This is a genomic window from Shewanella japonica, assembly GCF_002075795.1.
GTDB lineage: Bacteria > Pseudomonadota > Gammaproteobacteria > Enterobacterales > Shewanellaceae > Shewanella > Shewanella japonica.
The window spans coordinates 142,854-168,155 of record NZ_CP020472.1 but is presented as its reverse complement, the minus strand read 5'-3'; the positions used below and the strand labels follow the sequence as shown (position 1 = coordinate 168,155).

Genomic DNA, 25,302 nt, shown 5'->3' with positions numbered 1-25,302 from the left:
GAACTATCATGGAAAATCAACGTTGGCTTTGGCCCTGTTTACTCACCGCTTTGGTGATAACAAGCCTGTTGTCTGTCAGCATCGGACCATTACAAATTAGCCCTTCCACCAGCTTCAATGCCATGGTGAATTGGGCAACTGGACAAGAATTAGCTGCGGTTGCTCCCCACGAGCAACTGGTGATTAATAACGTCCGTTTACCCCGTACTCTTTTAGCTCTAGCTGTAGGCGCAACATTAGCCCAGTGCGGCGCTGTCATGCAGGGATTATTCCGCAATCCACTGGCGGATCCTGGCATTATTGGTGTGTCCTCAGGAGCAGCACTTGGTGCAGCAATTTGTATTGTGTTATTCCCCCAAGGTGGCGAATACCTTGTGGCTTTTAGCGCCTTTTTCGCTGGGCTTATCACCACCTTGATTGTATACCGTTTAGCATCGAGTCCAAGCGGTACCTCTGTTGTGCTACTGCTGCTTTCAGGTGTTGCCGTAGCCGCACTTGCAGGTGCTGGTATCGGGGTGCTGACCTATATGGCCAACGATATGGCATTACGTGACTTAACCTTATGGCAAATGGGCTCGGTCGCGGGAGCACAATGGCATTATGTTGTACTGAGCTTAATCGCCCTAGCCTTAATCAGTTGGCAATTTAATAAAAGTGCTAAGGCATTAAATGCATTACTGCTAGGCGAAGCAGAAGCAAGGCACCTTGGCCTTGATGTTGATAAGCTCAAACTCAAGTTAATTGTTTTGTGTGCTATTGGCGTCGGTATTGCTGTTGCAGCTACTGGGATTATTGGCTTTATCGGTCTTGTTGTTCCGCATTTAGTGAGAATGATGATAGGGCCAGATCACCGCTTATTATTGCCTTTAAGCGCGATGTTAGGTGCTGCAATATTGGTGGTTGCTGACATAGGCGCACGCTCTATTGTTGCACCATCTGAGCTACCCGTTGGCCTTGTCACGGCACTGTTAGGTGCGCCTTTCTTTATTATTCTATTACTCAAACAGCGCAATAAGTTGGTGTAATATGATGAGAAATCTAGAATTAAAATCCATGCTTAAAACACATAAATCTGCGCCTGCATTATCAGGATTAGAATTGGCTGGCGCTGATACCAACAACACGCCATTGACTCAACATAAGTCAAAGCCCGATGCATTCAGTCACTCTGCAGTGCAAGCCTCACAATCGGTTATTAATATCAGAGATTTATCTGTTCATATTGGCAAAAAAGCCGTGTTAACAGATATCAATCTAGACATTATGCCCGGCCAAGTGACGGCACTGCTTGGCCCAAATGGTGCGGGTAAGTCCACGCTGTTGAAAAGCCTTTGCCAAGAAGTAGCATTAACCTCTGGTGAGATCACTTTACAAAACAAACCACTCGCCAAGTGGGATCGTGCAGAGCTAGCGAAATCCCTTGCCGTATTACCACAACATGCGTCACTCACGTTTCCATTTAAAGTACACGAAGTGGTGCAGATGGGGTTATACCCATTAACCCTTAATCAGCAACAAGGCGCTGAATTGGTGGATAAACAATTAGAACAAGTGGCACTGTCTGCATTGAAATATCGCAGCTATCCAACGCTTTCAGGTGGTGAAAAACAACGTGTGCAATTAGCGCGAGTGTTAACCCAACTTGCTCAGGCACCGAGTCACCCAATTTTGTTTCTTGATGAGCCCACATCCGCATTGGATTTAGCTCAACAGCATCGCGTCCTAGAACTCGCTCAAAGCTTGGCTCGTGAGCAAAACTATTGCGTTATTGTGGTATTACATGACCTCAATCAAGCTTGCCGTTATGCCGACAGATTAGTGGTACTTGAACAAGGTGAAGTGGTCAGTGATGGCGCACCTTATGAAGCGCTAACCGCTGAAGTGATCGAGAAAGTTTGGCACTACAAGCCCACCTTAGTTATCGATCCTAAAAGCAACCTTCCACTTATTTTTTAATATACAGAAATTCGAATATCGCGCAGCCTCCTAGCCATTGCTAGGAGGTCACTGCCATTTTTACTCTAATATCAATCACGATAAGTAAGTGTTCAGAAATAGCGTAGGAAACATACTTGAGAACAAGGCAGATTTTTTTATAAGTAATTATTCTACTGTCAAAAAATCTAATACCGTTATCGCGTGTTTTCACAAGCTAGGGTGAACAGTTATTTATTACGATTGGTATAAAACCTTGTTAAGGACGCAACTTTGCAACAACCTCATCCACAGCTTAATTGGGCTTGGTTAAAACAGAAGATTCTTGCTCATAAACGGCAACTATTTCAGGCAAATATGATAGCCGTTGCCGCCACGTTATTAAGCTTACCTATCCCAATGCTAATGCCATTTCTAGTAGACGAAGTGTTGCTAGAAAAACCAGGTTGGCTATTAAACACCTTGCACCCAATTTTGCCTGACAGTATGCACAGTGCTGGCGTGTATATTGTTATTGTTTTAGTGGCTGTGATTGTGCTGCGGTTACTGACGATGGTGACACAAGTTATCCAAGCCAGAGAGTTCACCAAAATCGCCAAACGCATCAGTTTAGATGTGCGTGAGCGCATGCTAATGCAATTACCTAATATGCAAATAAGCGCGTTTGATAAATACGGTAGTGCGGGGTTGGCATCTCGCTGTATTACTGATGTTGATACTCTTGAGCGCTTTGTCAGTGACACTTTGTCACGGCTGATCATCAGCGTATTGACTATCGTCGCCATTGCCAGTGTCTTGCTATGGCTCAACTGGCAATTGGGTTTGATGATCATTTTGCTCAATCCATTGGTTATCTACTTCTCTTCTCGATTTGCTGAACACGTCAAAACATTACGTCGTAAAGAAAACGCAGCAACTGAGGCATTTCAACAAGCCCTCGTCGATACCATTGATGCCACACGTGAGCTACGGTTAGCACAGCAAGAAAAGCACTATTATCAACGTGTATTTGGCTTAGCCTCCAATTTAAGCCAGCATGCCATTGCCAACCAATGGAAAACAGATGCGCTCAATAAACTCAGCTTCACTACTTTCTTGCTGGGATTTGAATGCTTTCGTGCGATGGCCATCTTTATGGTGTTGGTTTCAGATTTATCCGTCGGCCAAATTTTTGCCATCTTCAGTTACCTTTGGTATTTGATGGGACCCATTCAAGAGTTATTGAACATTCAATATGCTCGATTTGGCGCACAAGCCTCGATGGAACGACTCAATCAGTTATTAGCGTTAGACACTGAAACCGCAGAAGTGGAAACACAACAGCCAAAACAAGTGACTCAACCACAACGACTTACTGAAACATCAGCACAACAAGCCATGGGCTTAACCATTGAGTTTGATAATGTCAGCTTTGGTTTTGCCGAAACACCAAACTTGTTCCACCAGCTTAACTTACATATAGCTGCCAATGAATCCGTTGCCTTACTAGCAATGAGTGGCGGCGGTAAATCAACCTTAGTCAATTTACTGCTCGGCTTTTACCCTGCTCAATCAGGGAACATCTTAATAAACGGTCAGACTATCGATGACTTTGGTATCAACGCATTAAGGCGTCGAGTCGGTTACGTGCCGCAACACCCTAAGCTTATCGCTGGCACATTACGTGAAAACCTGACTTTCGGCGCTGATGTAAGTGATTCAACACTATGGCAAGCCCTTGAAAAAGCGGAATTATCAACCACTATAGCCAGTTGGTCAGAAGGGTTAGATACAGACTTAGGTCGCAGCGACACACGATTATCAGGCGGGCAACTGCAACGTCTCGCGATTGCCAGAATGTGGATCTCAGCACCTGATTTAGTCATTTTAGATGAGGCGACTTCAGCCCTTGACGCCGCAACAGAAGCCAAAGTACTGCAAAACTTACACGCATTTTTGCAAAACCGTAGCTGCATTATTATTGCCCATCGACTGAATAACCTAGATTTAGCCGATCGAATTCTGGTGTTAGATGACGGCCAAATTGTGCAGTCAGGTAACCAGACGCAGCTCAAACAAGAGGCGGGATTGTTTAAGCAATTGTTTGCCACGACTTAGCGCAAATAGCATAGCAATAGGCTGTTTAACGTGACTAAAAAGGCATGCATTAGCATGCCTTTTTTATTCAATGCAATCCAACTACTCGCCTTACAACAAGATCACTAACGCATCAATTTAACCCAGCTTCGCTGACAATCTTTACAATGCAAAGCGGCAAAACTTGATCTAAACCAAGCAAAATGCAAATGATAATGGTTATCATTAACCATATTTATTTTTACTTGATGTGAGTAACCATGATCTTAACTTCTTCCATGACAGGCATTGCAAGCCCAGACCCTTTGCAACATGCATTTAAAGTCAAAAGCGCTCCCCATGCAGGTCGAAGTGGCAGCCGTCCAATTAAAGTTGATGAACAGCTTTGGCAACAATGGTGGCAAACGGAAACAACTGCAGATAAACGTGCTTTATATATTCATATTCCATTTTGTCGTAAGCGTTGTAGCTTCTGTAATTTCTTTGAAAATGGCGCTAAACCTGAGCGCATTAGCCACTACATGGAAGTATTGTGTCAGCAGTTAACACTCGCCTCGCAAACAAAGCTGGCACAAAGTCAGCCCTTTGACACGGTTTACGTCGGTGGTGGTACACCGACTGATATTACCGCTGAGGAAATTGCCAAGTTAGGCCAAGCTATTCAACGATTTCCATTAGCTGATAATGCAGAAGTCACCCTAGAAGGCCGCCTAAATGGTTTTGATGACGCTAAGTTTAACAATGCGCTAGATAACGGTTTTAATCGTTTTTCATTTGGTGTTCAAAGCTTTGATACTGCTGTACGCAAAGCAGCAGGTCGTTTTGATGATAAAGAGACTTTGCTTAAGCGATTACAACAACTTAGCCAACATCCAAGCGCCAGTATTGTCATCGACTTGATCTTTGGTTTGCCAGGGCAAACCATGGATATTTGGCAACAAGATATTCAAGCTGCAATTGACTGTGGAGCCCATGGCGTCGATTTATATCAGTTAATTGGCTTAGCGGGTAACCGTATCGATAAAGCCAGCGAAAAAGGCAAAGTATTAGGTACTGAAACCAGTGAATTTCAGGCCGATAGCCAAACCCGTGCCAGCATGTATGCCTATGGCGCTAATGCACTAGAAAGCCAGCAATGGCAAAGATTATCTAGTTGTCATTGGCGCAGAGATGACCGTGAGCGCAGTGTGTATAACTCACTCGCTAAAAGCGGTATCGAAATTTTGCCTTTTGGTGCTGGCGGCGGCGGTAGCATTCATGGTCATGGCATGATGAATGCCAGAGATTTAAGTGAGTGGCACCAAGCACAAGTTGTCACTGAAGATGCAGAGTTGAGCAGCCAGACACGATTGCCAGCACAAGTACCAGGCATGGCGCTCAGTCCAAATCCATCTGCCGCATTTGATGCTATTTTTAAACGTGGCTTAGACTCAGGCACATTATCATTCGATGGGATGGAAACCGATGTTGTTATTCATTTGCAGCCATTGTTTGAAGCATGGCAGCAAAATGGACTCGCAACGATAGATGACACTTGCTTGAAACTCACGCTTGCAGGCCGTTTTTGGAACGTGAATATGCAAACGGGTTTATTTGAGTATTTAGCTAAAAACCCAATGAATGCAGAAGCACAGTTAGCAAGCTAATTGACCAACTGAGGCGAAGCAGATATGCCAATAAACTGGGATATCTGCTGCATCAAATACCGCTTGTTCATATCGTGAATAATGGACAAGTTATGAAGCTGGCATATGCTCCACCAGCATATCAATGAAACTTCGCACCTTTGGAGTTAAATGCTTGCGACTAGGATACACAGCGTAAATATCCACTTCAGGTTGCACATAGTCACTAAACAACACCGTCAGCTTTTTCTGCTCTAATGCCTTAGATAAATAAAAAGAAGGCAGACGGCAAATACCATGATCATCCAGCACCATTGCTAATTCCATATCCGCATTATTGCAACCGATAACTTGGGGAACATCAACCGTCACTGTCGCTTTTTCAGGATGTTCAAATACCCAACGACTAGGATGCTTTAAATTGGTGTAACAAATACATTGATGAGTAATAAGGTCTTCTGGAGACTGCGGCGTCCCATGTTTTGCTAAATATGCTGGCGTTGCTACCACTAGTGCGTGAAATCGGCTGAGGCGCTTACAAATCAAATTAGAATCATCGAGCTGTTGGGTTGCTCTTATCGCTAAGTCATAACCATCTTGAATTAAGTCGACATGACGGTCACTAAAATCAATGTCTAAGTTTATTTGTGGGTATTGCTGCATGTATAAGGACAATATCGGTTGTAAGTGCATTAAACCTAAAGTGACCGGGCAGCTAATTTTTAACGTGCCACTAGGCACTTGTAAGCGACTATCTAACATAGCGACAGCTTGCTCTGCATCTTTGACTATCTGCACACACTGCTGATGAAATAACTTACCTTCTGGCGTTAAACTCAATGAGCGTGTACTGCGATGTAACAAGCGGGTTTGTAATCGCTGCTCTAATTTTGTCACCACTTTACTGATGTGCGATGTCGAGTGACCGGTTTTTTCGGCGGCAATCGAAAAGCTACCAGATTCGATAACTTGACTAAAAATGACCAGGCCATCAAACAATTTAGGGTCAAGATTCATATGTCACTCTCTCCATCAAATTAGCCAGACACACAGGTCGACATTCATTCCAAAGTAACACCAATTTTCAATATAACCCAGAATTACAAGTCATATGGAAATAATCATTTACCTTATACCTACTTAATCCCACGCCGTGATATCGCTAAAGTAACCACATCAACGCACGAGGGCTCAAGCCTTTAAGTGGTTAACTATAAGGAAATAATCATGGAACAGATCACTCGAATTAATCATTATGGGTTACGCGTAAAGGACCTTGATATTGCTAAAGCATTTTACGCGCAACTTGGATTTAATTATGTGGCTGGTCCATTAGGGCCAGAGCCAGTAGCGATTGTCGAACACCCGAGTGGTATCAACATTAATTTTATTTTGAATGCCGCACAAACTGACACGAATGTACTAATGGATATTCCCACTAAACACACTGGCTATACCCATATTGCGTTAGAAGTTAATGATGCTGACGTCATGATTGAGCAATTAAGCAAACGCAACATTCCACTCAGTGGTGAACTAATGCAGCACATTAATGGACGTTCATTCTTCATTCGAGATCCTGACAAAAATGTCATCGAATTTATTGAATACAAGCACGTAAATTAATGTTAAACATTAATAAATACGAGTAATTTACCCCAACATACATTTTGTTTTAACTGACTTATTCTGGCTTAAAGAGCCTAAGGCAATAACATGAAAATTTTAGCATTTGCAGCAAGCAGCAGTCGTCATTCCATTAATAAACAACTCGCACAATATGCGGCTAACCATGCCGCGACATTAGTTGATAATGCCGAAGTTGAATTGCTCGATATCAATGACTACGAAATACCATTATTCAGTGAAGACCGTGAGAAAGAATTGGGTCAGCCAGACTTGGCTAAAGCTTTTTTCAACAAAATTGGTCATGCGGATGCTATTGTTATTTCATTTGCAGAGCATAACGGCTCATACACCGCAGCATATAAAAACCTATTTGATTGGACATCACGCATTGATCAAAAAGTTTTTCAGGGTAAGCCAACATTACTACTGGCCACCTCGCCTGGCCCAGGCGGCGCGAGTACAGTACTTGCAGCGGCAACAGGTTCAGCCCCTTACTTTGCCGCTGAGGTCAAAGGCTCGATGTCAGTCCCTAGCTTTTATCAAAACTTTGATACCGAGAAAGGTCAGTTAACCAATGCAGAACTTGTCGCAGAACTGAATCAAGCTGTGGTTCAATTAGTTAGCTAAGTCACTCAAACCACTCGATAACGCTGTATTATTGCCGCAGCGTTATCTGAGCTCTGATCGTCTGACAATGATATCTCTGAGGCTAGTACCCCGCCATTTACCATAATCATTTTTGCTGAAGCGACATTGTGCTTATAGCAATGAATGTGTAGCTCATTAATGCCTTTGAGTTTTGCCTTAGCAATAACCAGCCCCATGAGTTCAGCCCCTAAGCCTTGACCTCTATAACTTGGACGAATGCCCAAGCCAATGTGCCCGCCACAATGTCTAATAGCGTCATTTAACCGCAAGCGTAAATTGGCGACACCAACTAACTCAGCCTCATCAACTAACCAATAGGTTTCGCTGGCGACATAACCTTGAGGCAAGTTAACCCCATCAGCAAAGTTCTGAATTTTTTGCAACATGGCTTCAAAATCTTGATGTTCAAAATCCAGTGGAAAAGGATAACGCTCTTCATCGGCTAGTTCTGCAATATAAGCAAGATAACTGGATTGGTATTCTGCACTGGGTTTAACGAGTTTCAATGATACTTTCCCTATATTAATTGAGACAAAAAAAAGAGCCTCACGGCTCTTTAATGTTAACGCCTAATGAGCACTTACTTGCGACCTAAAATACGTAAAATTCTTAGGAATAAATTAATGATGTCCATATACAAGGCTGCAGCGCTATCTATCGCGTTATCAACTGTTTTAGGAATTTGATTTGCGCGCCCCCAGTCGTAGCCAATATAGCCACAAAAGATCAGCACGACTATCCAATCTAATATGCCATGGTGGATCCCAAAGACATAAATTTCAATTAATTCGATGACGATAACCAACAGCAGCGCAATGGTTAACGCTCCGGCAATTTTACTGAAAAAAGCAGGGAACAATGTGCCTAAACACATCATTGCAATAGTCACTAACCCAGTAATACGAATGGCTTCAGACACGAGTGCAGCGTCATATTGACTCACAACCAAGTTAATAATGAAACCAAATGGCACGACCACGAAGTTGTAGCCAATAAAGCTCACCACAGGTTTATCTGACGATGAAAATAGGTAAATACCTAAAAAACATGATGCAAAGTAACCAATAAAAAATACCCAAGAATTAACAGATTCAATGGCTTCTGGGGAAATATTAGTCACCATCCACCAGTTAATGCCAAAGCCCCAGCATAGGGTTAACCCAATCAATAAATTGTATAATGGCCCACTGATAATCTTGTCTGTGGTATATGTTCGATCAAATACATTTGTTTCCACTTAGTTTTCCTTGTCACTCAATCATTCTTCAACTTACGTTCAAATAAAAATGACGAAAGCGCAGCTTTCGTCATTGAGCCTTTCTGGTCATACTGACCCAGTGACGTTTATTTAATTAAACGTAAGATATAAGGCACTTTAAAGTCTTCTGCTTTTGATGCCGCAATCGCACCTAAAATGCAAAACACTAAGTTAAATATCCCAACAGCAAACATGGTCAACATGCCAATAACGATAATAAATAGAAGGCTTGAAATAAAGTAACCAATGATAACGGTGATCGAGAGGTTTAACGATTCTTTTGCTTGCTGGCGAACATATTCATCATCAGTCTTGACGAGATATAAAACCAAACCAGGAATAAAACCAAAAAAGATGGTGCCTATCCAACAAAGTAGTGCCAAATTTTTAGAGTCTTGACTCACTTCTTGAGTTTGTAATGTTGTTTCTTCACTCATTTTTGCAATCCTTATTTGCCTGATTTAGGCACTTTTCTTTTAGAGTTGTTGTGGTTATCGAAGGCATATTAAGCAGAGTTTATGACAGGAATATGCAAAAGCTGGTGTAAGGATAAATCTGAAAGCTCCTTTTCACGTACTCGATAGCAATCCTTCACGTCTCGAATGACAATATGTTTCTTAACTTAGATTACCCAGCTCACCACGTTAGTGCAATAGTACTCTTTGATTAAAATCACACTTTACAATTATCATTAAACATTTAAAAACATCATCTTATAACGCTTACCTGACTCTCCTTCCTTGCGTCATTGTTTAAAACTACAGCGTCATCAGCCTCAATAAAAAGTCGTAACAAGGCTCTGTGGCATTAAATGGTAACTCTTTAATTACGACTTTTATTAAGCTAGTTATCACCCAAGAGCGGCTGTTTGGTGACGTGCTGCCATATTGATTATCAACTTTTTATCATCTAAGTAGGCTTATGCAACAAACTCAACGAAGAAAAAATATTCGCGTATTCAAGCTGATTTTTAGTGTCATATTGATGTTCAGTATCAGTGTGGGTTTTTACATATTTAATCAGTACCAAAAAATTGAAAATGACGAAATGAAGCGTATCAATGACAAGCACAGTCAGCGATTAACATTTTCAACAGACAAGCTCGCAGCTGTTATTGAGGGCGTTGATGACATCATCAAAAAGCTCACTACGAGCCCACAGATCATGAAATTTACTGAGCAGCCTAGTCAGAGCAGCCGCGATACGCTTGAGAATATGTTTTATTTTGTGGCAAAAAATGAAGCCATATATTCGCAGATTCGTTATATCAACAATGATGGTATTGAACTAATTAGGGTTAATAACCTAGGTGTTCAACCCTTGCGAGTGCCTACAGCGCAATTACAAAACAAGTCTCAACGCCCGTATTTTGTGTATGCAAAGCAGCTAAAACAAGGTGAAGTTGGTACTTGGCCTGTCGACTTAGAAATTGAAAATGGTGAGTTATCACAACCTATTCAAGCAAGCATGCGTATCATCTCGCCTGTTTATCACCAACAAAAACGTCAAGGGTTTATGGTGATAAACCTGAGCATTTCTAACATGCTAAGCGCCATTGATGGGCTTCATCAAGATAATGTCGTGACAAAAATATTTGAACATCAAGGCCACTTACTTGCAAGCGATCAACCTAATGAAACATTAGATAATTTACTTCATAACAAAGCTGGCTCTAGCTTGGCTGAGCTTATGCCTAATTTATGGAAGCAAATTCAATCGTCTGAAAATGGCCGCCTAACTCAAGATGATGCAGTCTACTCTTATGCAAGGCTATCCCTTGGAGAGGCCTACAGCCCACTTGGCCAGTATATTGTTATATCGAGCCCGACAGATTCACCTTATGTGCAACAACAAAAACAACACCTGCTGGTGAATGGCTTACTCATTTTGCTACTGATTGCGGGTATTTGTGGCTACATTTTCAAATTATACAACCAGCATGAAAATGAATTGGCTAACAGCCAATTGATTGAAGCCGCTTTTAATGGTGTTGCGGGCGTGATTATTACTAATCCACAGTTTGCATTAATAAAAGTGAATCAAGAGTTTGTGCGGGTTTCGGGTTATACCCAAAAACAACTACTCAATAAATCACTGTATCAATTAAACCTGTCGCTCAATGAGCATCAAGTTGCCGCCATAAAAATACAATTAGAAAAGGATGACTTATGGAAAGGTGAGATTGTCGGTCATAACAAATCAGGCCTGCAATATACGCTGATAACCCGAATACAAACGTTAAAAAACAACATAGGGCAAGTCAAAAAGTACGTGATTACCTTTATCGATATTACGCAACGAAAACTGCTTGAAGAAGAGTTACGAAACCAAAGTGAGTCGGATCCTTTAACCGGAGTCTGGAATCGTCGTAAGTTTGACAAGGAGCTAGATAATCTCACGGTTTATACTAAACGTTACCCTGATTACCAAGCATGTTTAGGGATCATCGATATAGACCATTTTAAAGTCATCAATGATAAGCATGGACACGATGCAGGTGATGTTGCATTGCAAAAGTTAGCCCATTTTTTAAATCAGCAATGCCGTGAGACAGACATTGTCGCTCGCATTGGTGGAGAAGAGTTTGCAGTGTTAATGCCACACACCTCAGCTGCTCAAGCTGAGGCTGTGCTTAATCGACTTTGCCGTATTATTGATGCCAATTCGCAGTTCCCTTTCACCATTAGTGGTGGAGTCACTAAAGTAAAAGACGATGCAACCTTAGCCTATAAACATGCTGATATCGCCATGTATAGAGCAAAAAAAGCGGGGCGAAATCAGGTTATACAATATGATGCGACAACGACGAGCAACACTCAGATACGAATGACATCAAGCTCGAAACTGAGTGTCGTATAAAGCTAAAACGCTTGATTTAGGCCAGCGATACTGGCCTAAAATCACTATTTTAATGGGGTATCAAAACCGTATTTAGCCAAAATTTCTTGGCCATCCGATGATAAAATAAAGTGCGCTAAACCAGCGGCATCTGGGTTAGCCCCATTCACAAGCGTTAGCCCATATTGTGCGCCAACAGATAATGCTTCTGGCACGCTAATAATTTGTAACGCTGGCACTTCTTTTTGTGCCAATACCGCATTGGTACAGTAGGTTAAGAAGATATCTGCCTGATTATTTTCCATTACCCAACCGTAAGGGTTACGCCCTTCAGGCGCTTTAGCTGAGTGTTCACCACCTGTTAGCTGTAACGCTTTTTGTTGTAATGTTTGCTCTGCACCAGTTTGTAACTGTTCAGCTTTGGCAAATAACTTCCAAGCATAATCACCCGCAGGATCCGCTTTGGGTGTCGATGTGCCCACTCTAATATCCTTGCTTAGCATTTTATCCAATAACTGCTCACTGGTAAGTGAGACATTTTGCTGGGCAATGGCACAGAGCTTATTGCCAGCAAATCGCACTACAGGCCCTGCTTTATCAGCTTTATTAAGAGTCGTTGGGTGTTTCATGTTTGCAGAGGCATACAAATCGACATGCTCGCCTTGTTCAATTCGCTTACGTAATAATCCAGATGGGGCAAACTGCGACGCCACTGCTACATCATATTGTTCTTGATATTGAGCAACGACTTCCGTCATTGCCGTCTTTAAACTTCCTGCAGCTCTAAACTCTACTGTCTCAGCGGCAACCGTACTCGCTGAGAAGCTGCTCATTACAGCTAAGGTGACTAACCATTTTTTCATGTTGATTCGCTCACAAGTTAATATTTTAAGGTCAATGATTTGGCATTAATCACTATTGATTCATGCCGTTACAATATTCTCAGTCGCTTACACTATGCTTTTCGGCACAAAATAAACTCGGCATTCATCGCAAAATCAAACATTCACATCAATAATTTACATAGAGGAAAACAGCGGTAAATAACATAACGTTAGTGACTATCGCTCGCTATTTGGCATGACATTATTAGCCCAATGACACAGCACTTCTCGCTAAACTTTTTGTTATCTGCGCCGATATCTCTTTTATCAGTGCCAATAAACAATGTGTTTATGTCACCTCATTTAGCTCTACCAATTAATTAGGTTTGATTGGTGATGTAACGTGAAATTAATCAACAGATAAATCGCTAAAAAAAGATAAAAAACAATCAGTGACTGTCAGACTGAGATCTGTCTCGATTTATTCACTGGTAATACTCGGTAACATGCCAGCTTATTACATGTAACACTTTGTATTGATGAATTAAATTATCAATATAATTTACAGAATATATTATAGGCACTGACCGCATTTGCAACTTAATGTCAGGGCTAGATTGTTGCTTTGACTAAAGGAATGCTCGACATGAAACAAATTAGCTTTCGTAAAGTAGATGCTGTACTCATTAAGCTCAGTTTAAACGGTAAGTTTTGGGTTATATGCGCTCTTGTCACCGCGATTACCGCCGCTATAGCTATGACTCAATACGTCAATTACACCAATCAAATTGAATACAGTTCAGAGCAATTCGCTCAATCCAGAGTCAATGCTTTTGCACAAAGCGCTCAAGCTCAAGGGCTTGATGATCAAGCATTAGTTGATTTCGCTCATCTCATTGATGCAAAAGTTGGCCAATTAACTCAGGCTACACGCTATCAAGACAACATTACCGTAAGCGCCCCCGTCAATAACTCAGCGTTAATTCTAACAGTGAATGTCGCTAAATTAGAGGCAGAACCCTTATCCAGCGCAAGCAGCATGCTGATTTGGGCACTTGCCGGTTTATTGCCTCTGTACCTACTGTGTTATTGGATTTCGACTTCGTTAGGTGGCGGACTATGGGACATGTATGTTGCCATCAAACGTCTTGCTGAAGGTGACTTAACCTGCCGCCTTAATTTTTTTGGTACGGATGATTTCAGTCTTATTGCCCGAGAAATTGATCGCAGTGCCGATAACATGAGCGAAATGGTGACCGCCATTGCAGCCAATGCGAAAACCTTGTCTAATGCTGCACAAGAATTTAATCAGCAAGCGCAGCAAAGTGAGCAACTTACTGAGTATCAACATAACTTTTTAGATACGGTATCGGTGGCGATGTCGCAAATGACCACGGCGATTGAAGCTGTCTCGCACCATGCAAGCAGTACCAGTGAACAAACTCAAACAAGCTCATCGCAAGCCAACAATAGCCAAGTGCAAATCAGTGAAGCCGTCAATCGTATTGGCACTTTAACAGGTCGCATCTCGCAGGCATCTATCTCTGTTGATGAGCTATCAAAAGCTGCTGCCAATATTGGTGAAGTGGTCACCACGATTAATAGTATTTCAGAGCAAACTAACTTATTGGCGCTTAATGCTGCCATTGAAGCGGCACGAGCGGGTGAACAAGGTCGTGGGTTTGCTGTCGTTGCCGATGAAGTACGTACTTTGGCTAGTCGCACTCAGCAAGCGACAGTAGAAATACAAACCATGATAGAAGGATTACAGAAAGACACGGGCACCTTATCGCATATTACTGAAGACATTGTTAAACAAGCTGAGCAAGGGCAACAAGCCATTGCCTCGGTAGGTGAAGATGTTGATGGCATGGTCACTTCAATTAACCATGTGTTTGATATGAGCTCGCAAATCGCTTCATCTTCTGAGCAACAAAGCGCAGCTTCTCGTGATATTGCTCAGCAACTGCATGACATTCGTAGCCAAGCAGAAACGATACATGAAACATCACATCGCTCAGTGACCATTGCAAACCAACTCACTCAAGCATCTGTTGGATTAGATGATATTTTAAAACAGTATCGTTTGGCTAAATCATAAGCCGACTTAGGTACTCGCTAACTCATTGAGGCGAATCACATCTTCGCCTCATTGTATTTTTCGTTAATAGGCTTTGATCGTTAAGGTACGTTACTAATCCAAACCGTTTGGTAAGGCTCTAATAATTGCGTAGCAGTAATATCGTGGATCACTTCGCCGTCAATCAAATCAAACCAGGTTTCGGTACCAATTAAGTTCAGCTCGGCCAAGGGTAAATCTATCGGTTGGTCTGAAATATTACTGATACAAAAAATGCTCTGTCTACGATCGCGGCTCTGACGCCAAAAGCCAAATAACTGCAACCCTAAGTGCAAGGTAAATTGAGTCGCATTGGGATTAAATGCAGCTTGATTGGTTCGAATAGTTATCAGCTTAGTCAGTGCAGCAAGCACTTTAGCATGGGTACTATTGTCATCGGCAAGCAAGCCATTCAGTTGCTCTGCATCCCAGCGATGACGATTAATAGAGCGATTATGAGAGGTATTAGCCAGTTTCTCATAATCATTTTCGGTGCCCAGTAAGCTATGAATATATATCCCAGGGATCCCTTCCAGCCCCAACATAATGGCATGGGCACAGGTAAAGCGCGCTAAACCAAATTGGTCTTTGCCTTTCGTTGTACCTTGCAAGGCATCGATGAGTGCGATGTTCATTTCATAGGGCTTTTTATGGCCATCTTCGCTCGTTCGGCTGGAAATCTTACCGCCAAACAACACCATGGTTTCTACTAGACTGTCAATTTCATCCTGCTCTAATATCCCTTCAACAGGCCTTAAACCCACACCATCATGTGAAGCAATAAAGTTAAAATAAGTGGTGCCATCCTGTGCTGGAGGCATGCTCATTTGCCAACGTTTTAAATACAAACAGCTTCCTGTAATCAAAGTATTAATCAGTAAAGGCGGCAATGAGAAATTATAAATACAGTGCGCTTCGTTGGCGTTGCCAAAATAAGTCAGGTTTTGAGTATTGGGAATATTGGTTTCGGTGATCACGACTGCATCTTGTTGAGCATGCTCTATTAAAGTGCGTAATAAACGGATCACTTCATGGGTTTGCGGTAAGTTAATTGATTTCGTGCCGGCAATTTTCCACAAGAATGCCACGGCATCAAGGCGGAAAATATTCACGCCGGCATCAAGGTATTGCCTAATGATACGTGTAAATTCGATAAGCACTTGTGGATTTCTAAAGTCAAAATCCACTTGATCATGACTGAAGGTACACCAGACATGCTGCCAGCCTTTACTTGTATGAGTTGGCCTTAATAACGCAGAGGTTCTTGGGCGAACCACTTGAGATAAATCATCGTCAACATTGGCGGTAAAAAAGTAATCATGCCCAATACCTTCACCCTTGATAAAGTTCTGAAACCAAGCACTTCGACTAGAACAATGATTGATGACTAAATCAGACATGAGTCTGCGCTTTGACGCTATGGCGGTAATATCAGACCAATCACCCAAGCCATCATTGACGCTTGAGTAATCGATAACAGCAAAGCCATCATCCGAACTAAATGGAAAAAATGGCAGAATATGCACCGCATTAATGCATTCAAGATGCGTATCCATAAAGTCGGATAACGTGGCTAACGGTTTTTGATCTGCTGCAATAATGCTGTCGCCGTAGGTTATCACTACCACATCTTTTTCAGACCAATGATTACTGTATGGTCGAGGAGTAAAGCCACCTTGAGTAATGCGCATAATATCGACCAACACATCAGCAAGTTCATCATAACTTTGTGTTAGCTCAACATCTTTATAAATGCATCCAAGCTGTTGAATCAGTTTATGCTTTAAACTTTCTATTTCTGTCATAAGCCTATCTTCTAACGTTTTTCAGATTAGACTGGCAGCCCACCAGCCTTATCGACCTTATTCATTACATAAACTCAGCGTTATCTGCTTCTACTGCCGATTTAAGTTGCTCAAGTACGTCAGGCATAGCACTGATCACTCGGCTCCATGTTGGCATGAATGGCGTTTCCATTGGGTTATCTAAAAAGCGCTGACCTGCTGTCACAATGTTTTGAGTAAACATTTCAACGGCTTTTTCTTCGGTATGAATATCGGTTGATAACCCGTTCATCAATGCGTCATTATGGTAGGTTTCCACGTAATCTAAGGCAATACGATAATAGGTTGCTTTTAATGTTCTAAAGGCTTCTGTATTGAAGGTTTCACCTTGGGTAGCCAGTTTGCGATAAAACGCCTTAGTAATATCTATCGACATTTTTGATAACCCCGCTTCGGCATTATCGAGCGACAAATCTTGATGCTTATGATCATAATTATCGGCAATATCGACTTGGCAAATACGGTTGTGGGCATAGTTACGGTGCATTTCACTGAGCACGCCAATTTCTAAGCCCCAATCACTCGGGATACGTAAATCATTTAGCACATCACGTCGAAAGGAGAATTCACCTGCCAGTGGGTACCGAAAACTGTCCATGTATTCAAGGTAATCGTTATGACCAACGACTCTTTGCAGCGCTTTGATCAATGGCGTGACCAGCAGACGTGACACACGACCATTAATTTTGCCGTCTGACATGCGGGCATAATAGCCTTTACTGAACTCATAATTAAACTGCGGGTTAGCAACAGGATAAAGTAAGCGTGCTAACAATGACTTTTCATAGGTGACGATGTCACAGTCATGCAGGGCGACTGACTCAGTTTTGCCTGATGCTAAAATATAGCCCATGCAATACCAAACATTTCGTCCTTTCCCCAACTCTTTGGGCGCTAAACCCAATGCACTGAGTTTTGCATCTAGTGCTTGTAATCTTGGCCCATCGTTCCATAACACTCGGTGATGTTGCGGTAATTGATTGAAGAATTTTAGCGCTTGCTGATACTGCGCTTTATCAGCTCGGTCTAAACCTATTACCACTTCCGATAAATACGGCACATCTTTCAATTTATTAATGATATTGGGTAACGCTTCACCTTCTAGCTCTGAATATAGCGAAGGTAAAATTAGCCCTAGTGGTCGAGTTTTGGCAAATTTCATGAGGTCCTTTTCCATTTCCTCATGGGTACGCTGGGTTAAATTATGTAATGTGGTCACAATACCATTCTGATAAAAGTCAGCCATGTTATGCCTCCTCAGCTGTAAATAAACTTGGGGTGGGAGAATCAAGTAATAACGCTTGCAAGCATTCAGCCCAGCCCTTGGGACCGTAGTGGCGGCTTTGCATGGTTTTATTGCTGGTTTGAATTGTTGGAAAAGTATGGGTTGGCGACTTAATTTGAATCGCAATATCGGCGGCTTCAAGCATGGCACTATCATTTCCGCTATCGCCCAATGCTATTGTGTTAACCCCTACCTGATATGCGTTAGCATAAACCTGTGCCAGCCAGTTCATTGCACACCCTTTGTCGGTATGGCCGCCCACATGCAAAAATCGACCACCTTGCAACATATTGGCACCAAGCTTCTGCATATGGTCAATAAAGCGTTGCTTGCGCTCTTCATCAGCCGTCCACAATAGCGGCTCTGAGTAATGCCTTACTAAGGCAAGTTCTGCTTTCTCTGCGGATAAGTCGGTGAGTTCACATAGCTCATCAGCACTGAGTGATGAAAAGCCAATGAAGTCTTCTGCAAATTCACTTGCTTGATTATCTAATAGACTGAGCCAATGTTGCCTTGTTTCACAAAAGGCTTTAACCCAGTAATACCCCTCGGTCACAGTATCTTCAGGTTGTTGTTCAAAGTAGCCAATTGGGATATATACCACGGCGCCATTTTCAGAAATAAATGGAGAATTAAAACCAATGGTTTGTTGAATTTTTTCCATTTCAGCAAAGGTTTTACTGGTATTGGGAATAATAGGAATTTGTTTTTCAACCAACGCCTCTATCACGCCAATTGCACTCGAAAAACTATAGTCATAGTGGTCGAGTAAAGTGCCATCCATATCGGTAAAAATAAGCGGTTGAGTCGTCATTTTCTTCCCCTGCCATTTCGCTAATCATTGTGTGATTAAATTAAACGTTACAGGGAACATGTCAGCTTGATATAAAATGCACCAAATTGGTTAATTACTGACTTTAGACATTGATTTTAAATATTAATTTATTAATGCACGGAATCATAAATAGGATTAAAAATTCAAGATTCAAACAATGTTGTGCTGACTTTTACATCATCGATGCACTATAAAGGTGCAATTTTACATTGTTCACACTATCGACTACACCTTAATAAACTGTCATTACATTAGGGCTGAAATTTAACCTAGAAATGGCTTATTTGAACTAGCGAAACCCGCTATGTAAGGAGTGAGCATGCGATTTAACCAGGCTTTTGAGGTATTAGATCATTTGATTGATGTTTATGAAGCTATTTCGATGGCGTGTGAACGCTTATTAGATGAAACAGAAACTGAACGATCTCGGATGTTGCTGCATTATTTAATTCAAAAACAACGTGAAAATATCCAGTACATACGCGATATAAAATTGAGAATGCCAGAGTCACTGCTTAACACATGGATAGATGAAGATATCGAGAAAAGCATTATTAGTGCAACAAAAGATATTCATGTTGCCTCTAATGTCAAAACCCATGAGTTGATGGAGCACGTCGACACGCTTCATGAAAACATCATCGTTTGGCTTAATGTCACGACCAACGTAATCCCCAATCAAGATTTGCTGATTCAATTACAGAACATCACTGATTCGCTTAATCAACGCCATCGACAATTAGCTCAAGCTGTTAATCGTATGGATGATATGTAGGTGAGGATCTGATCCTTCAAATGCGAGTTTGGCCTTTGCGACCTTTCACTTATCATTCTGACGTCGAAAGACATTGGCAGGCAACGAGAATGTTTAACTCAACTAAACATTGCATCCACTCCAAGGGTTTCGTTGCTTGCTTTTTTTATCTACTTTTCTGCACTGTTGGATATACTCTCGCCTCGTTAACTGGGCTTTAAGCACATTGGGGAGCAAGGTAGACTTTATTTTTACCAGAAAACTTCGCTTGGTATAATGCATCATCTGCTTGCTTGGTAAGATCGGATAAATTTGATGGCTGACCAGCACTCAATGTCGCGACGCCTAAACTAATCGTAAACTCCACTTCAATCCCATCAAAGTGAAATGATTGAGCCGCAATACCGTTTCTCAACCTATCTGAGATGGTAAAAGCTTCGTCCAGCGTGGTGTTGTCTAATACAATCAAAAACTCCTCTCCACCAATACGCCCGACTAAGTCTTGTTTTTTGAGCCAACTGCTTGCACGTTTGGCAGCCGCCTTAATCGCTAAATCACCAATATGATGCCCATAGCGATCATTAATTGCTTTAAAGTTATCAATATCAAAAATTATCACTGAGGCTGGGCGCTGTTTTTTGATGGCTCTTTCTATAATGCGCTGGCCTTTTCGGAAGGTATAGCCTCTGTTTGATAATCCGGTGAGATAATCGGTTTGAGCACGTTTTTTCAACGTCTTTCGAGAATGCAGTAACACTAAAATCACACTAAACAATACAATGGCCAAGACCAGAAATAAGGTTAGCTTAAGATCGCTAATGCGTTCTTTATCAGCAACTGCGGCCCAGTTGAGTTCATTAATGGCTAAGCGATTGGCTAATAACTCATTCTCAAAACTCGCCAGTTTTATATTATGATCAAGTGACGTTGTCAGTACCTTATTATCGATAATGCTTTGATTATCTTCCCTTTCAACATCAATAACTTCCAAAAACAAGTTAGCAGCTTTATTCGACTCGCCTGCCGCAAGGGCGATAATCGCATCCGCTTTTAAAAACATGGCTTTCATGTTGGCTGGGAAGTTTTTATTTTGCCTAAATATCTGTGCCATTTCCGCAGCGCGAGGTAGGTTACCACTACGAACATACGCAATCGCCAGATACAAATACCCACTTGTGACAAAATACTGCTCTTTAGTGGTGTCTTTTAACGATATGGCTTTTTCGAGATGCAATACCGCTTGATTAAAATCAAAGGTTCTTAGCGCCACTCTGCCAGCATTAAGATGGGAGAAAAATAACAGATCATTTGGCTTTGTGGCCTGACGGGCAAGTTCAAATTGCTGCTGAATATTGTCTTCGGCTTTATCCCAGTCACCTAGCTTAATCGCTTGGCTCACCATGTTGTGCTGCATATTGAACATGTCTTCAATATCGTTAATGGTTTTCCAAGTTTCATACGCTTTTTGAAAGTTTTCGTAGCCGCGTTGGTGTAAGCCTACTCGACGATATAAGCTGCCTGTGGCGTTATATATCATTGCCTTACGATTGACATTCAAACTGTCACTTCTATCCACAATCAGCAATGCTTCATCTAACAAGTCTATGCCCTTATAGACATTGTCAGGTTCAATAAAGCAAAAAGCAGTTTGTGTCATCGCCTTAGCTAATAATTCTGCATTGTCATAGTTACGAGCATATTCGAGTGCTTGGTGTCTATCAGGACAATAGCTTGCGGGGTCATTCGCTTTAAGATACCAAGCAAATGAACGCTCTAAATGGCTGTCGATTAACACCTCACTGATCGGGAGGTATTTTACTAGAGCAATACCTTTATCATAACTACTGATGGCGAGGTCGAGCTGGCGTAGCTTTTCGTGTATTTGTCCATACAGGAAGTACACTTTGGCCTGCTCTTCAGGTGTAAAATCATGATTGTTCAGTTCAAACTGATCCAGCAAGTTAATTGCTTCGGCGGGAGTAACGGCATAAACATCAGTTTCTAACTGATTAAGTGTGGGGTTTGCTAATCCTTCAGTAGTGAACATCAGAAGGCATCCGCATAAGCAGAAGATCCACCCTCTTGATAACAATACATCCATATACCGCCCCAATTTTATCATCCTTTCGTATTATGCTTGCCAGCAGGGTAACATGATAATACGTCTATATTAAAGCATTGATTGTATGGGGATAATGTTACCTTTAGTTACATTAATAACGAAGTGCCTAGTTAACAGTTTTTAAAATAATTTATTCATTTTTTGCATAGCAGATATCAAGGTTTCAGCCTCTGACGGAGACATCTCTAAGGTTAAATCTTGCATTAACTCGACATGTAGCTGATGGTGCTGGCGATGAATTGCCAGGCCCTCCTCGGTTAAGTTCAATAATGTGGCTCGACCATCTTTAGGATCAGCACAACGTACCATCAGCCCAAGCTTCACTAATTTATCGACTTGTACAGTTAACGTACCTGTGGTGATCCCCAGTTTTTGCGCTAATGCATTCATTCTTAACGCGCCAAAGTTTCCCAACACTTCTATAGTGTGAGTCTGAGCTAAACTGTAGCCAGTCTCTTTTACAACCGATTGCTCCCAAGAGGACATCTTGTCATAAAATTCAGTAATGGTTTGATTTAGCAGTTCAGTATTTGGCATCGCTTATCTCATAGGGTGTACTTCAAGTGTCAGGTGATGGATTTTATCAAACTGATTTAATAAGGTCTTATATTCATGCAAAGAATAAGTTGCTTGTTTAGCAACTAATGTTATCGCCGCCGAATAATGATGACCACTGACCTTCCAAACATGCATGTCTTTGACATCAGCATAAGGGGCTAATGCCTGTTCAATTTGCTGTTTATATTCAGCATCAATACTCTCATCTAATAACACAGGACTGGTTTGCTTCATTAATCCTAGCGTCCATTTAGTAATCACAATTGCACCCACCATCCCCATCACAGCATCAAGCCAATGCCACCCATAAAACTTACCGAACACCAACGCCACTATCGCTAAAACAGAGGTTAATGCATCTGCTAACACATGCATGTAAGCCGCCCGTAGATTATGGTCATGGTGTTTTTCACCTGATGCGTGATGATGACCGTGTGCATGCTGTTCATGATGGTGCTCATGGGAATCAGAATGTGGTGTGTGGTCATGGGCATGAGAATGACCGTGCGAATGGCCGTGCGAATGATCATGATGGTGATGATCACCTAACAAAAAGATACTTGCCACATTAACCGCTAAACCAATAAAAGCCACCATAATAGCTTCATTAAAATGAATCTCATGTGGGTTAAATAAACGATTAATTGATTCCACCATCATTAATAGTGCCACCACACCAAGTACAATCGCACTGGTGTACCCGCCTAAAACACTCACCTTACCAGCCCCAAATGAAAACTTATCAGAATTGGCATGTTTCCTAGCATAACGGTAAGCAAACAATGTAATGCAAAAAGCGGCGGCATGGGTGCCCATATGCCAACCGTCAGCTAACAAAGCCATAGAGCCGTATACTGTGCCAGCAATGATCTCAACCACCATCGCCGTCACAGTCAATATCAATACGTAGAGGGTTCTCTTTTCACCGGAACTTTGTTGGGCACAAAAGTCATGTTGATGTTCTGTAGTAAATCGCACGCTGGCACCTATAGTTTGACAATCAAAGTATTATTTAGAATTTAACTTGATTATCAAACTATTTCAACACCATTCTTTTAAACCAATGACATAGATAACATAACGAAGAAAGCTACCGAGTGGATAAAGCCAATAATGGCGCGACTTCGGCCGTTATTTAGCAAACGCTAACTTGAAAAGAACGCTGACAATCTTTACAATGCCGCTGTCTTTGGGGAGTAACTTGCCACTCATTTAAACAATCTTTAAATAAGTTGGTTTGTTCGTCAACATAATTGATGCAAAATCATCATGGCGTTCAAGGCTTTGTCACCACAGAGCTGAGTGAGACCATAGACAACAATCGCAACCCGAGGTGGGGAGCGAGTGTTGTCTTGGTTGTTAATTTTCCCCACCTCTAAAAAGAGAGCCTCTTGAGCGTACTTGCCATATCAATTACCACAGTCGCATTAGCCGAAATTGGTGATAAGACTCAGCTATTATCATTACTGCTTGCCAGTCGGTACCGTAAACCTATCCCTATAATTGCAGCGATATTTTTAGCCACTATTGCAAATCATGCCTTGGCTGCCTATTTAGGTGTCATCATTGCCGATATCATCACTCCAACAATGCTTAAATGGGTTCTTTTTGCCAGTTTTATTGCTATGGCTGGATGGATTTTAGTACCAGATAAGCTCGATGATGATGAGAAAGTGTCAAATAGAGGGCCATTCGTAGCCAGCTTTATCGCTTTTTTTATTGCTGAAATAGGTGATAAAACACAAATAGCGACATCAATATTAGGCGCTCAATATGCCGATGCATTATTGATGGTGGTGCTAGGCACTACCATAGGTATGTTACTTGCCAATGTGCCAGTGGTGATCATTGGTAAACTGTCAGCAGACAAGTTGCCGCTAAAACTGATACGCCAAATCACCGCTGGGTTATTTGTCATACTCGCTGTGTCGGCAATCGTTATTACATAATGTGCTGGGCGGCTAGTAGCCTGAATAAGAGGTAAGTCTTAACATCAGTGATAGTCAATGCCATCACTGACAAAGAGAGGGTGTGATATTAAGTCAATCTTGAACGGCGAATAGGCAATGCATCGAGCACGCTAGAAAGCACGTTACCCTGCCTTCATCGCCGCTTTGACGTAAACATCAAAGCGATTTTTCTTCTGCGCGAGCACCATACTGGGTTTTACTCCATCAAGGTCTTCCGCATAATCAGGGCGTTTAACCACAACTCTTTTTGTCGCCAACGCTTGCGCAGGTGTTAATAGAGCATCAGCATCTAAGTCTGCGCCAACAAGGGTTTGAAACAGACGCATCTCTTTTTTAACCAATGCCGATTTTTCACGATGAGGGTACATAGGGTCAAGGTAAACCACATCAATTTCTTCACCCGATGCCGCCGCGGCATCGGCCAGAGCTTCAATACTTGACCCATGAAATAAGCTCATTCGTTGTTGCATCCATTCACCAATTTCAGCATCTTCATACGCTCGGCGTAAACCATCTTCAAGTAACGCAGCCACTACGGGGTGACGCTCTACCATAATCACTTTACAGCCCAAACTGGCTAATACAAATGCATCACGACCTAAGCCCGCCGTACCATCGACCACTGTGGGACTAATCCCTTGCTTTAAGCCCACAGCTTTAGCAATCGTTTGCCCACGGCCACCACCAAATTTACGACGATGTGCGACGGCACCAGAAACAAAATCAACACTAATACCATCTAGCTTTGGCTCATCACGTTTATGCAAACTTAAGGTGTTGTGTTCAAAGCGCAGTTCAAATAACGCGGCTTTATCCCATTCCAATCCCCAACGTTCACTAATATCGACCAGTGACGGATATTGCTGATTAAAAAACATTGGTATGTGCAAAAGTATTTCCAGTATTTATGAGACTCAAGACTATTATGCCAAAAGCCTGCAACAGTGAATACCTATACCTGCTATGACTTAGCCCCTATAAT

22 protein-coding genes and 1 riboswitch are annotated in these 25,302 nt (G+C 41.9%); of the genes, 10 read left to right on the top strand and 12 right to left on the bottom strand.

Annotated features, from left to right (window positions below; genetic code table 11):
• The first annotated feature begins 8 nt into the window (after window positions 1-8).
• From SJ2017_RS00695 to hutW, 4 genes are all read left to right on the top strand, one after another.
• Window positions 9-1,025: a FecCD family ABC transporter permease gene (locus tag SJ2017_RS00695; protein ID WP_055025945.1), complete on the top strand. Its 1,017-nt coding sequence runs from the start codon at window positions 9-11 to the stop codon at window positions 1,023-1,025.
• A 1-nt stretch (window position 1,026) separates the two neighbouring features.
• Window positions 1,027-1,956 carry a heme ABC transporter ATP-binding protein gene (locus tag SJ2017_RS00690; RefSeq protein ID WP_235530993.1) on the top strand — a complete coding sequence of 310 codons (930 nt, stop codon included), beginning with the start codon at window positions 1,027-1,029 and terminating at the stop codon, window positions 1,954-1,956.
• A gap of 252 nt (window positions 1,957-2,208) precedes the next feature.
• Complete coding sequence (locus SJ2017_RS00685; protein WP_244899749.1) at window positions 2,209-4,032, top strand: ABC transporter ATP-binding protein; 1,824 nt, start codon at window positions 2,209-2,211, stop codon at window positions 4,030-4,032.
• A gap of 239 nt (window positions 4,033-4,271) precedes the next feature.
• Complete coding sequence (hutW, locus tag SJ2017_RS00680) at window positions 4,272-5,657, top strand: heme anaerobic degradation radical SAM methyltransferase ChuW/HutW (RefSeq protein ID WP_080914569.1); 1,386 nt, start codon at window positions 4,272-4,274, stop codon at window positions 5,655-5,657.
• 90 nt (window positions 5,658-5,747) lie between these two features.
• Here the strand turns inward: hutW and SJ2017_RS00675 are convergent, their stop codons facing one another.
• On the bottom strand, window positions 5,748-6,653 hold the full coding sequence (locus SJ2017_RS00675) for a LysR family transcriptional regulator (protein WP_080914568.1): 906 nt from the start codon (window positions 6,651-6,653) through the stop codon (window positions 5,748-5,750).
• A gap of 210 nt (window positions 6,654-6,863) precedes the next feature.
• Here SJ2017_RS00675 and SJ2017_RS00670 point away from each other — a divergent pair, with 210 nt between their 5' ends.
• On the top strand, window positions 6,864-7,262 hold the full coding sequence (locus SJ2017_RS00670; protein ID WP_080914567.1) for a VOC family protein: 399 nt from the start codon (window positions 6,864-6,866) through the stop codon (window positions 7,260-7,262).
• A 90-nt stretch (window positions 7,263-7,352) separates the two neighbouring features.
• Entirely contained in the window at window positions 7,353-7,892 is a 540-nt protein-coding gene (locus SJ2017_RS00665; protein WP_055025940.1) for an NADPH-dependent FMN reductase, read from the top strand.
• 5 nt (window positions 7,893-7,897) lie between these two features.
• Here SJ2017_RS00665 and SJ2017_RS00660 read toward each other — a convergent pair whose 3' ends face one another.
• From SJ2017_RS00660 to SJ2017_RS00650, 3 genes are all read right to left on the bottom strand, one after another.
• The gene (locus SJ2017_RS00660; RefSeq protein ID WP_080914566.1) at window positions 7,898-8,419 is read right to left on the bottom strand and encodes a GNAT family N-acetyltransferase; all 522 of its coding nucleotides are present in this window, start codon (window positions 8,417-8,419) and stop codon (window positions 7,898-7,900) included.
• A gap of 74 nt (window positions 8,420-8,493) precedes the next feature.
• Complete coding sequence (locus SJ2017_RS00655; RefSeq protein ID WP_080914565.1) at window positions 8,494-9,150, bottom strand: Bax inhibitor-1 family protein; 657 nt, start codon at window positions 9,148-9,150, stop codon at window positions 8,494-8,496.
• Window positions 9,151-9,257: 107 nt separating this feature from the next.
• Entirely contained in the window at window positions 9,258-9,608 is a 351-nt protein-coding gene (locus tag SJ2017_RS00650; RefSeq protein ID WP_055025937.1) for a DUF4870 domain-containing protein, read from the bottom strand.
• 484 nt (window positions 9,609-10,092) lie between these two features.
• Here SJ2017_RS00650 and SJ2017_RS00645 point away from each other — a divergent pair, with 484 nt between their 5' ends.
• The gene (locus tag SJ2017_RS00645; protein ID WP_080914564.1) at window positions 10,093-12,030 is read left to right on the top strand and encodes a sensor domain-containing diguanylate cyclase; all 1,938 of its coding nucleotides are present in this window, start codon (window positions 10,093-10,095) and stop codon (window positions 12,028-12,030) included.
• Between the two features lie 44 nt (window positions 12,031-12,074).
• Here the strand turns inward: SJ2017_RS00645 and SJ2017_RS00640 are convergent, their stop codons facing one another.
• Window positions 12,075-12,872 (bottom strand): molybdate ABC transporter substrate-binding protein, encoded by a 798-nt coding sequence (locus SJ2017_RS00640; RefSeq protein WP_080914563.1) that lies wholly within the window; start codon window positions 12,870-12,872, stop codon window positions 12,075-12,077.
• Window positions 12,873-13,479: 607 nt separating this feature from the next.
• On the opposite strand from SJ2017_RS00640, the gene SJ2017_RS00635 reads away from it, so the two are divergent.
• Window positions 13,480-14,934: a methyl-accepting chemotaxis protein gene (locus tag SJ2017_RS00635; RefSeq protein ID WP_080914562.1), complete on the top strand. Its 1,455-nt coding sequence runs from the start codon at window positions 13,480-13,482 to the stop codon at window positions 14,932-14,934.
• Between the two features lie 80 nt (window positions 14,935-15,014).
• Here the strand turns inward: SJ2017_RS00635 and SJ2017_RS00630 are convergent, their stop codons facing one another.
• The 3 genes from SJ2017_RS00630 to SJ2017_RS00620 all read right to left on the bottom strand — a co-directional run bounded on the left by SJ2017_RS00630 (window position 15,015) and on the right by SJ2017_RS00620 (window position 18,895).
• The gene (locus tag SJ2017_RS00630) at window positions 15,015-16,757 is read right to left on the bottom strand and encodes a sugar phosphorylase (RefSeq protein ID WP_080914561.1); all 1,743 of its coding nucleotides are present in this window, start codon (window positions 16,755-16,757) and stop codon (window positions 15,015-15,017) included.
• Window positions 16,758-16,821: 64 nt separating this feature from the next.
• On the bottom strand, window positions 16,822-18,042 hold the full coding sequence (locus tag SJ2017_RS00625; protein ID WP_055025932.1) for a glycosyltransferase family protein: 1,221 nt from the start codon (window positions 18,040-18,042) through the stop codon (window positions 16,822-16,824).
• Window position 18,043: 1 nt separating this feature from the next.
• The gene (locus tag SJ2017_RS00620; RefSeq protein WP_055025931.1) at window positions 18,044-18,895 is read right to left on the bottom strand and encodes an HAD-IIB family hydrolase; all 852 of its coding nucleotides are present in this window, start codon (window positions 18,893-18,895) and stop codon (window positions 18,044-18,046) included.
• A gap of 340 nt (window positions 18,896-19,235) precedes the next feature.
• Here SJ2017_RS00620 and SJ2017_RS00615 point away from each other — a divergent pair, with 340 nt between their 5' ends.
• Entirely contained in the window at window positions 19,236-19,691 is a 456-nt protein-coding gene (locus SJ2017_RS00615) for a hypothetical protein (RefSeq protein WP_065110240.1), read from the top strand.
• A gap of 196 nt (window positions 19,692-19,887) precedes the next feature.
• Here the strand turns inward: SJ2017_RS00615 and SJ2017_RS00610 are convergent, their stop codons facing one another.
• The 3 genes from SJ2017_RS00610 to dmeF all read right to left on the bottom strand — a co-directional run bounded on the left by SJ2017_RS00610 (window position 19,888) and on the right by dmeF (window position 23,328).
• Window positions 19,888-21,717, bottom strand: a complete 1,830-nt coding sequence (locus SJ2017_RS00610; RefSeq protein ID WP_225442140.1) for a tetratricopeptide repeat-containing diguanylate cyclase — start codon at window positions 21,715-21,717, stop codon at window positions 19,888-19,890.
• 195 nt (window positions 21,718-21,912) lie between these two features.
• Complete coding sequence (locus SJ2017_RS00605) at window positions 21,913-22,329, bottom strand: MarR family winged helix-turn-helix transcriptional regulator (RefSeq protein ID WP_055026387.1); 417 nt, start codon at window positions 22,327-22,329, stop codon at window positions 21,913-21,915.
• 3 nt (window positions 22,330-22,332) lie between these two features.
• Window positions 22,333-23,328 (bottom strand): CDF family Co(II)/Ni(II) efflux transporter DmeF, encoded by a 996-nt coding sequence (gene dmeF / locus SJ2017_RS00600; RefSeq protein WP_080914559.1) that lies wholly within the window; start codon window positions 23,326-23,328, stop codon window positions 22,333-22,335.
• A gap of 201 nt (window positions 23,329-23,529) precedes the next feature.
• Window positions 23,530-23,650, top strand: a riboswitch (yybP-ykoY riboswitch).
• Window positions 23,651-23,741: 91 nt separating this feature from the next.
• Between dmeF and SJ2017_RS00595 the strand changes: the two genes are divergently transcribed.
• Window positions 23,742-24,299, top strand: a complete 558-nt coding sequence (locus tag SJ2017_RS00595; protein ID WP_080914558.1) for a TMEM165/GDT1 family protein — start codon at window positions 23,742-23,744, stop codon at window positions 24,297-24,299.
• Between the two features lie 143 nt (window positions 24,300-24,442).
• Here SJ2017_RS00595 and SJ2017_RS00590 read toward each other — a convergent pair whose 3' ends face one another.
• Entirely contained in the window at window positions 24,443-25,198 is a 756-nt protein-coding gene (locus SJ2017_RS00590) for a class I SAM-dependent methyltransferase (protein ID WP_080914557.1), read from the bottom strand.
• Window positions 25,199-25,302: the final 104 nt, after the last annotated feature.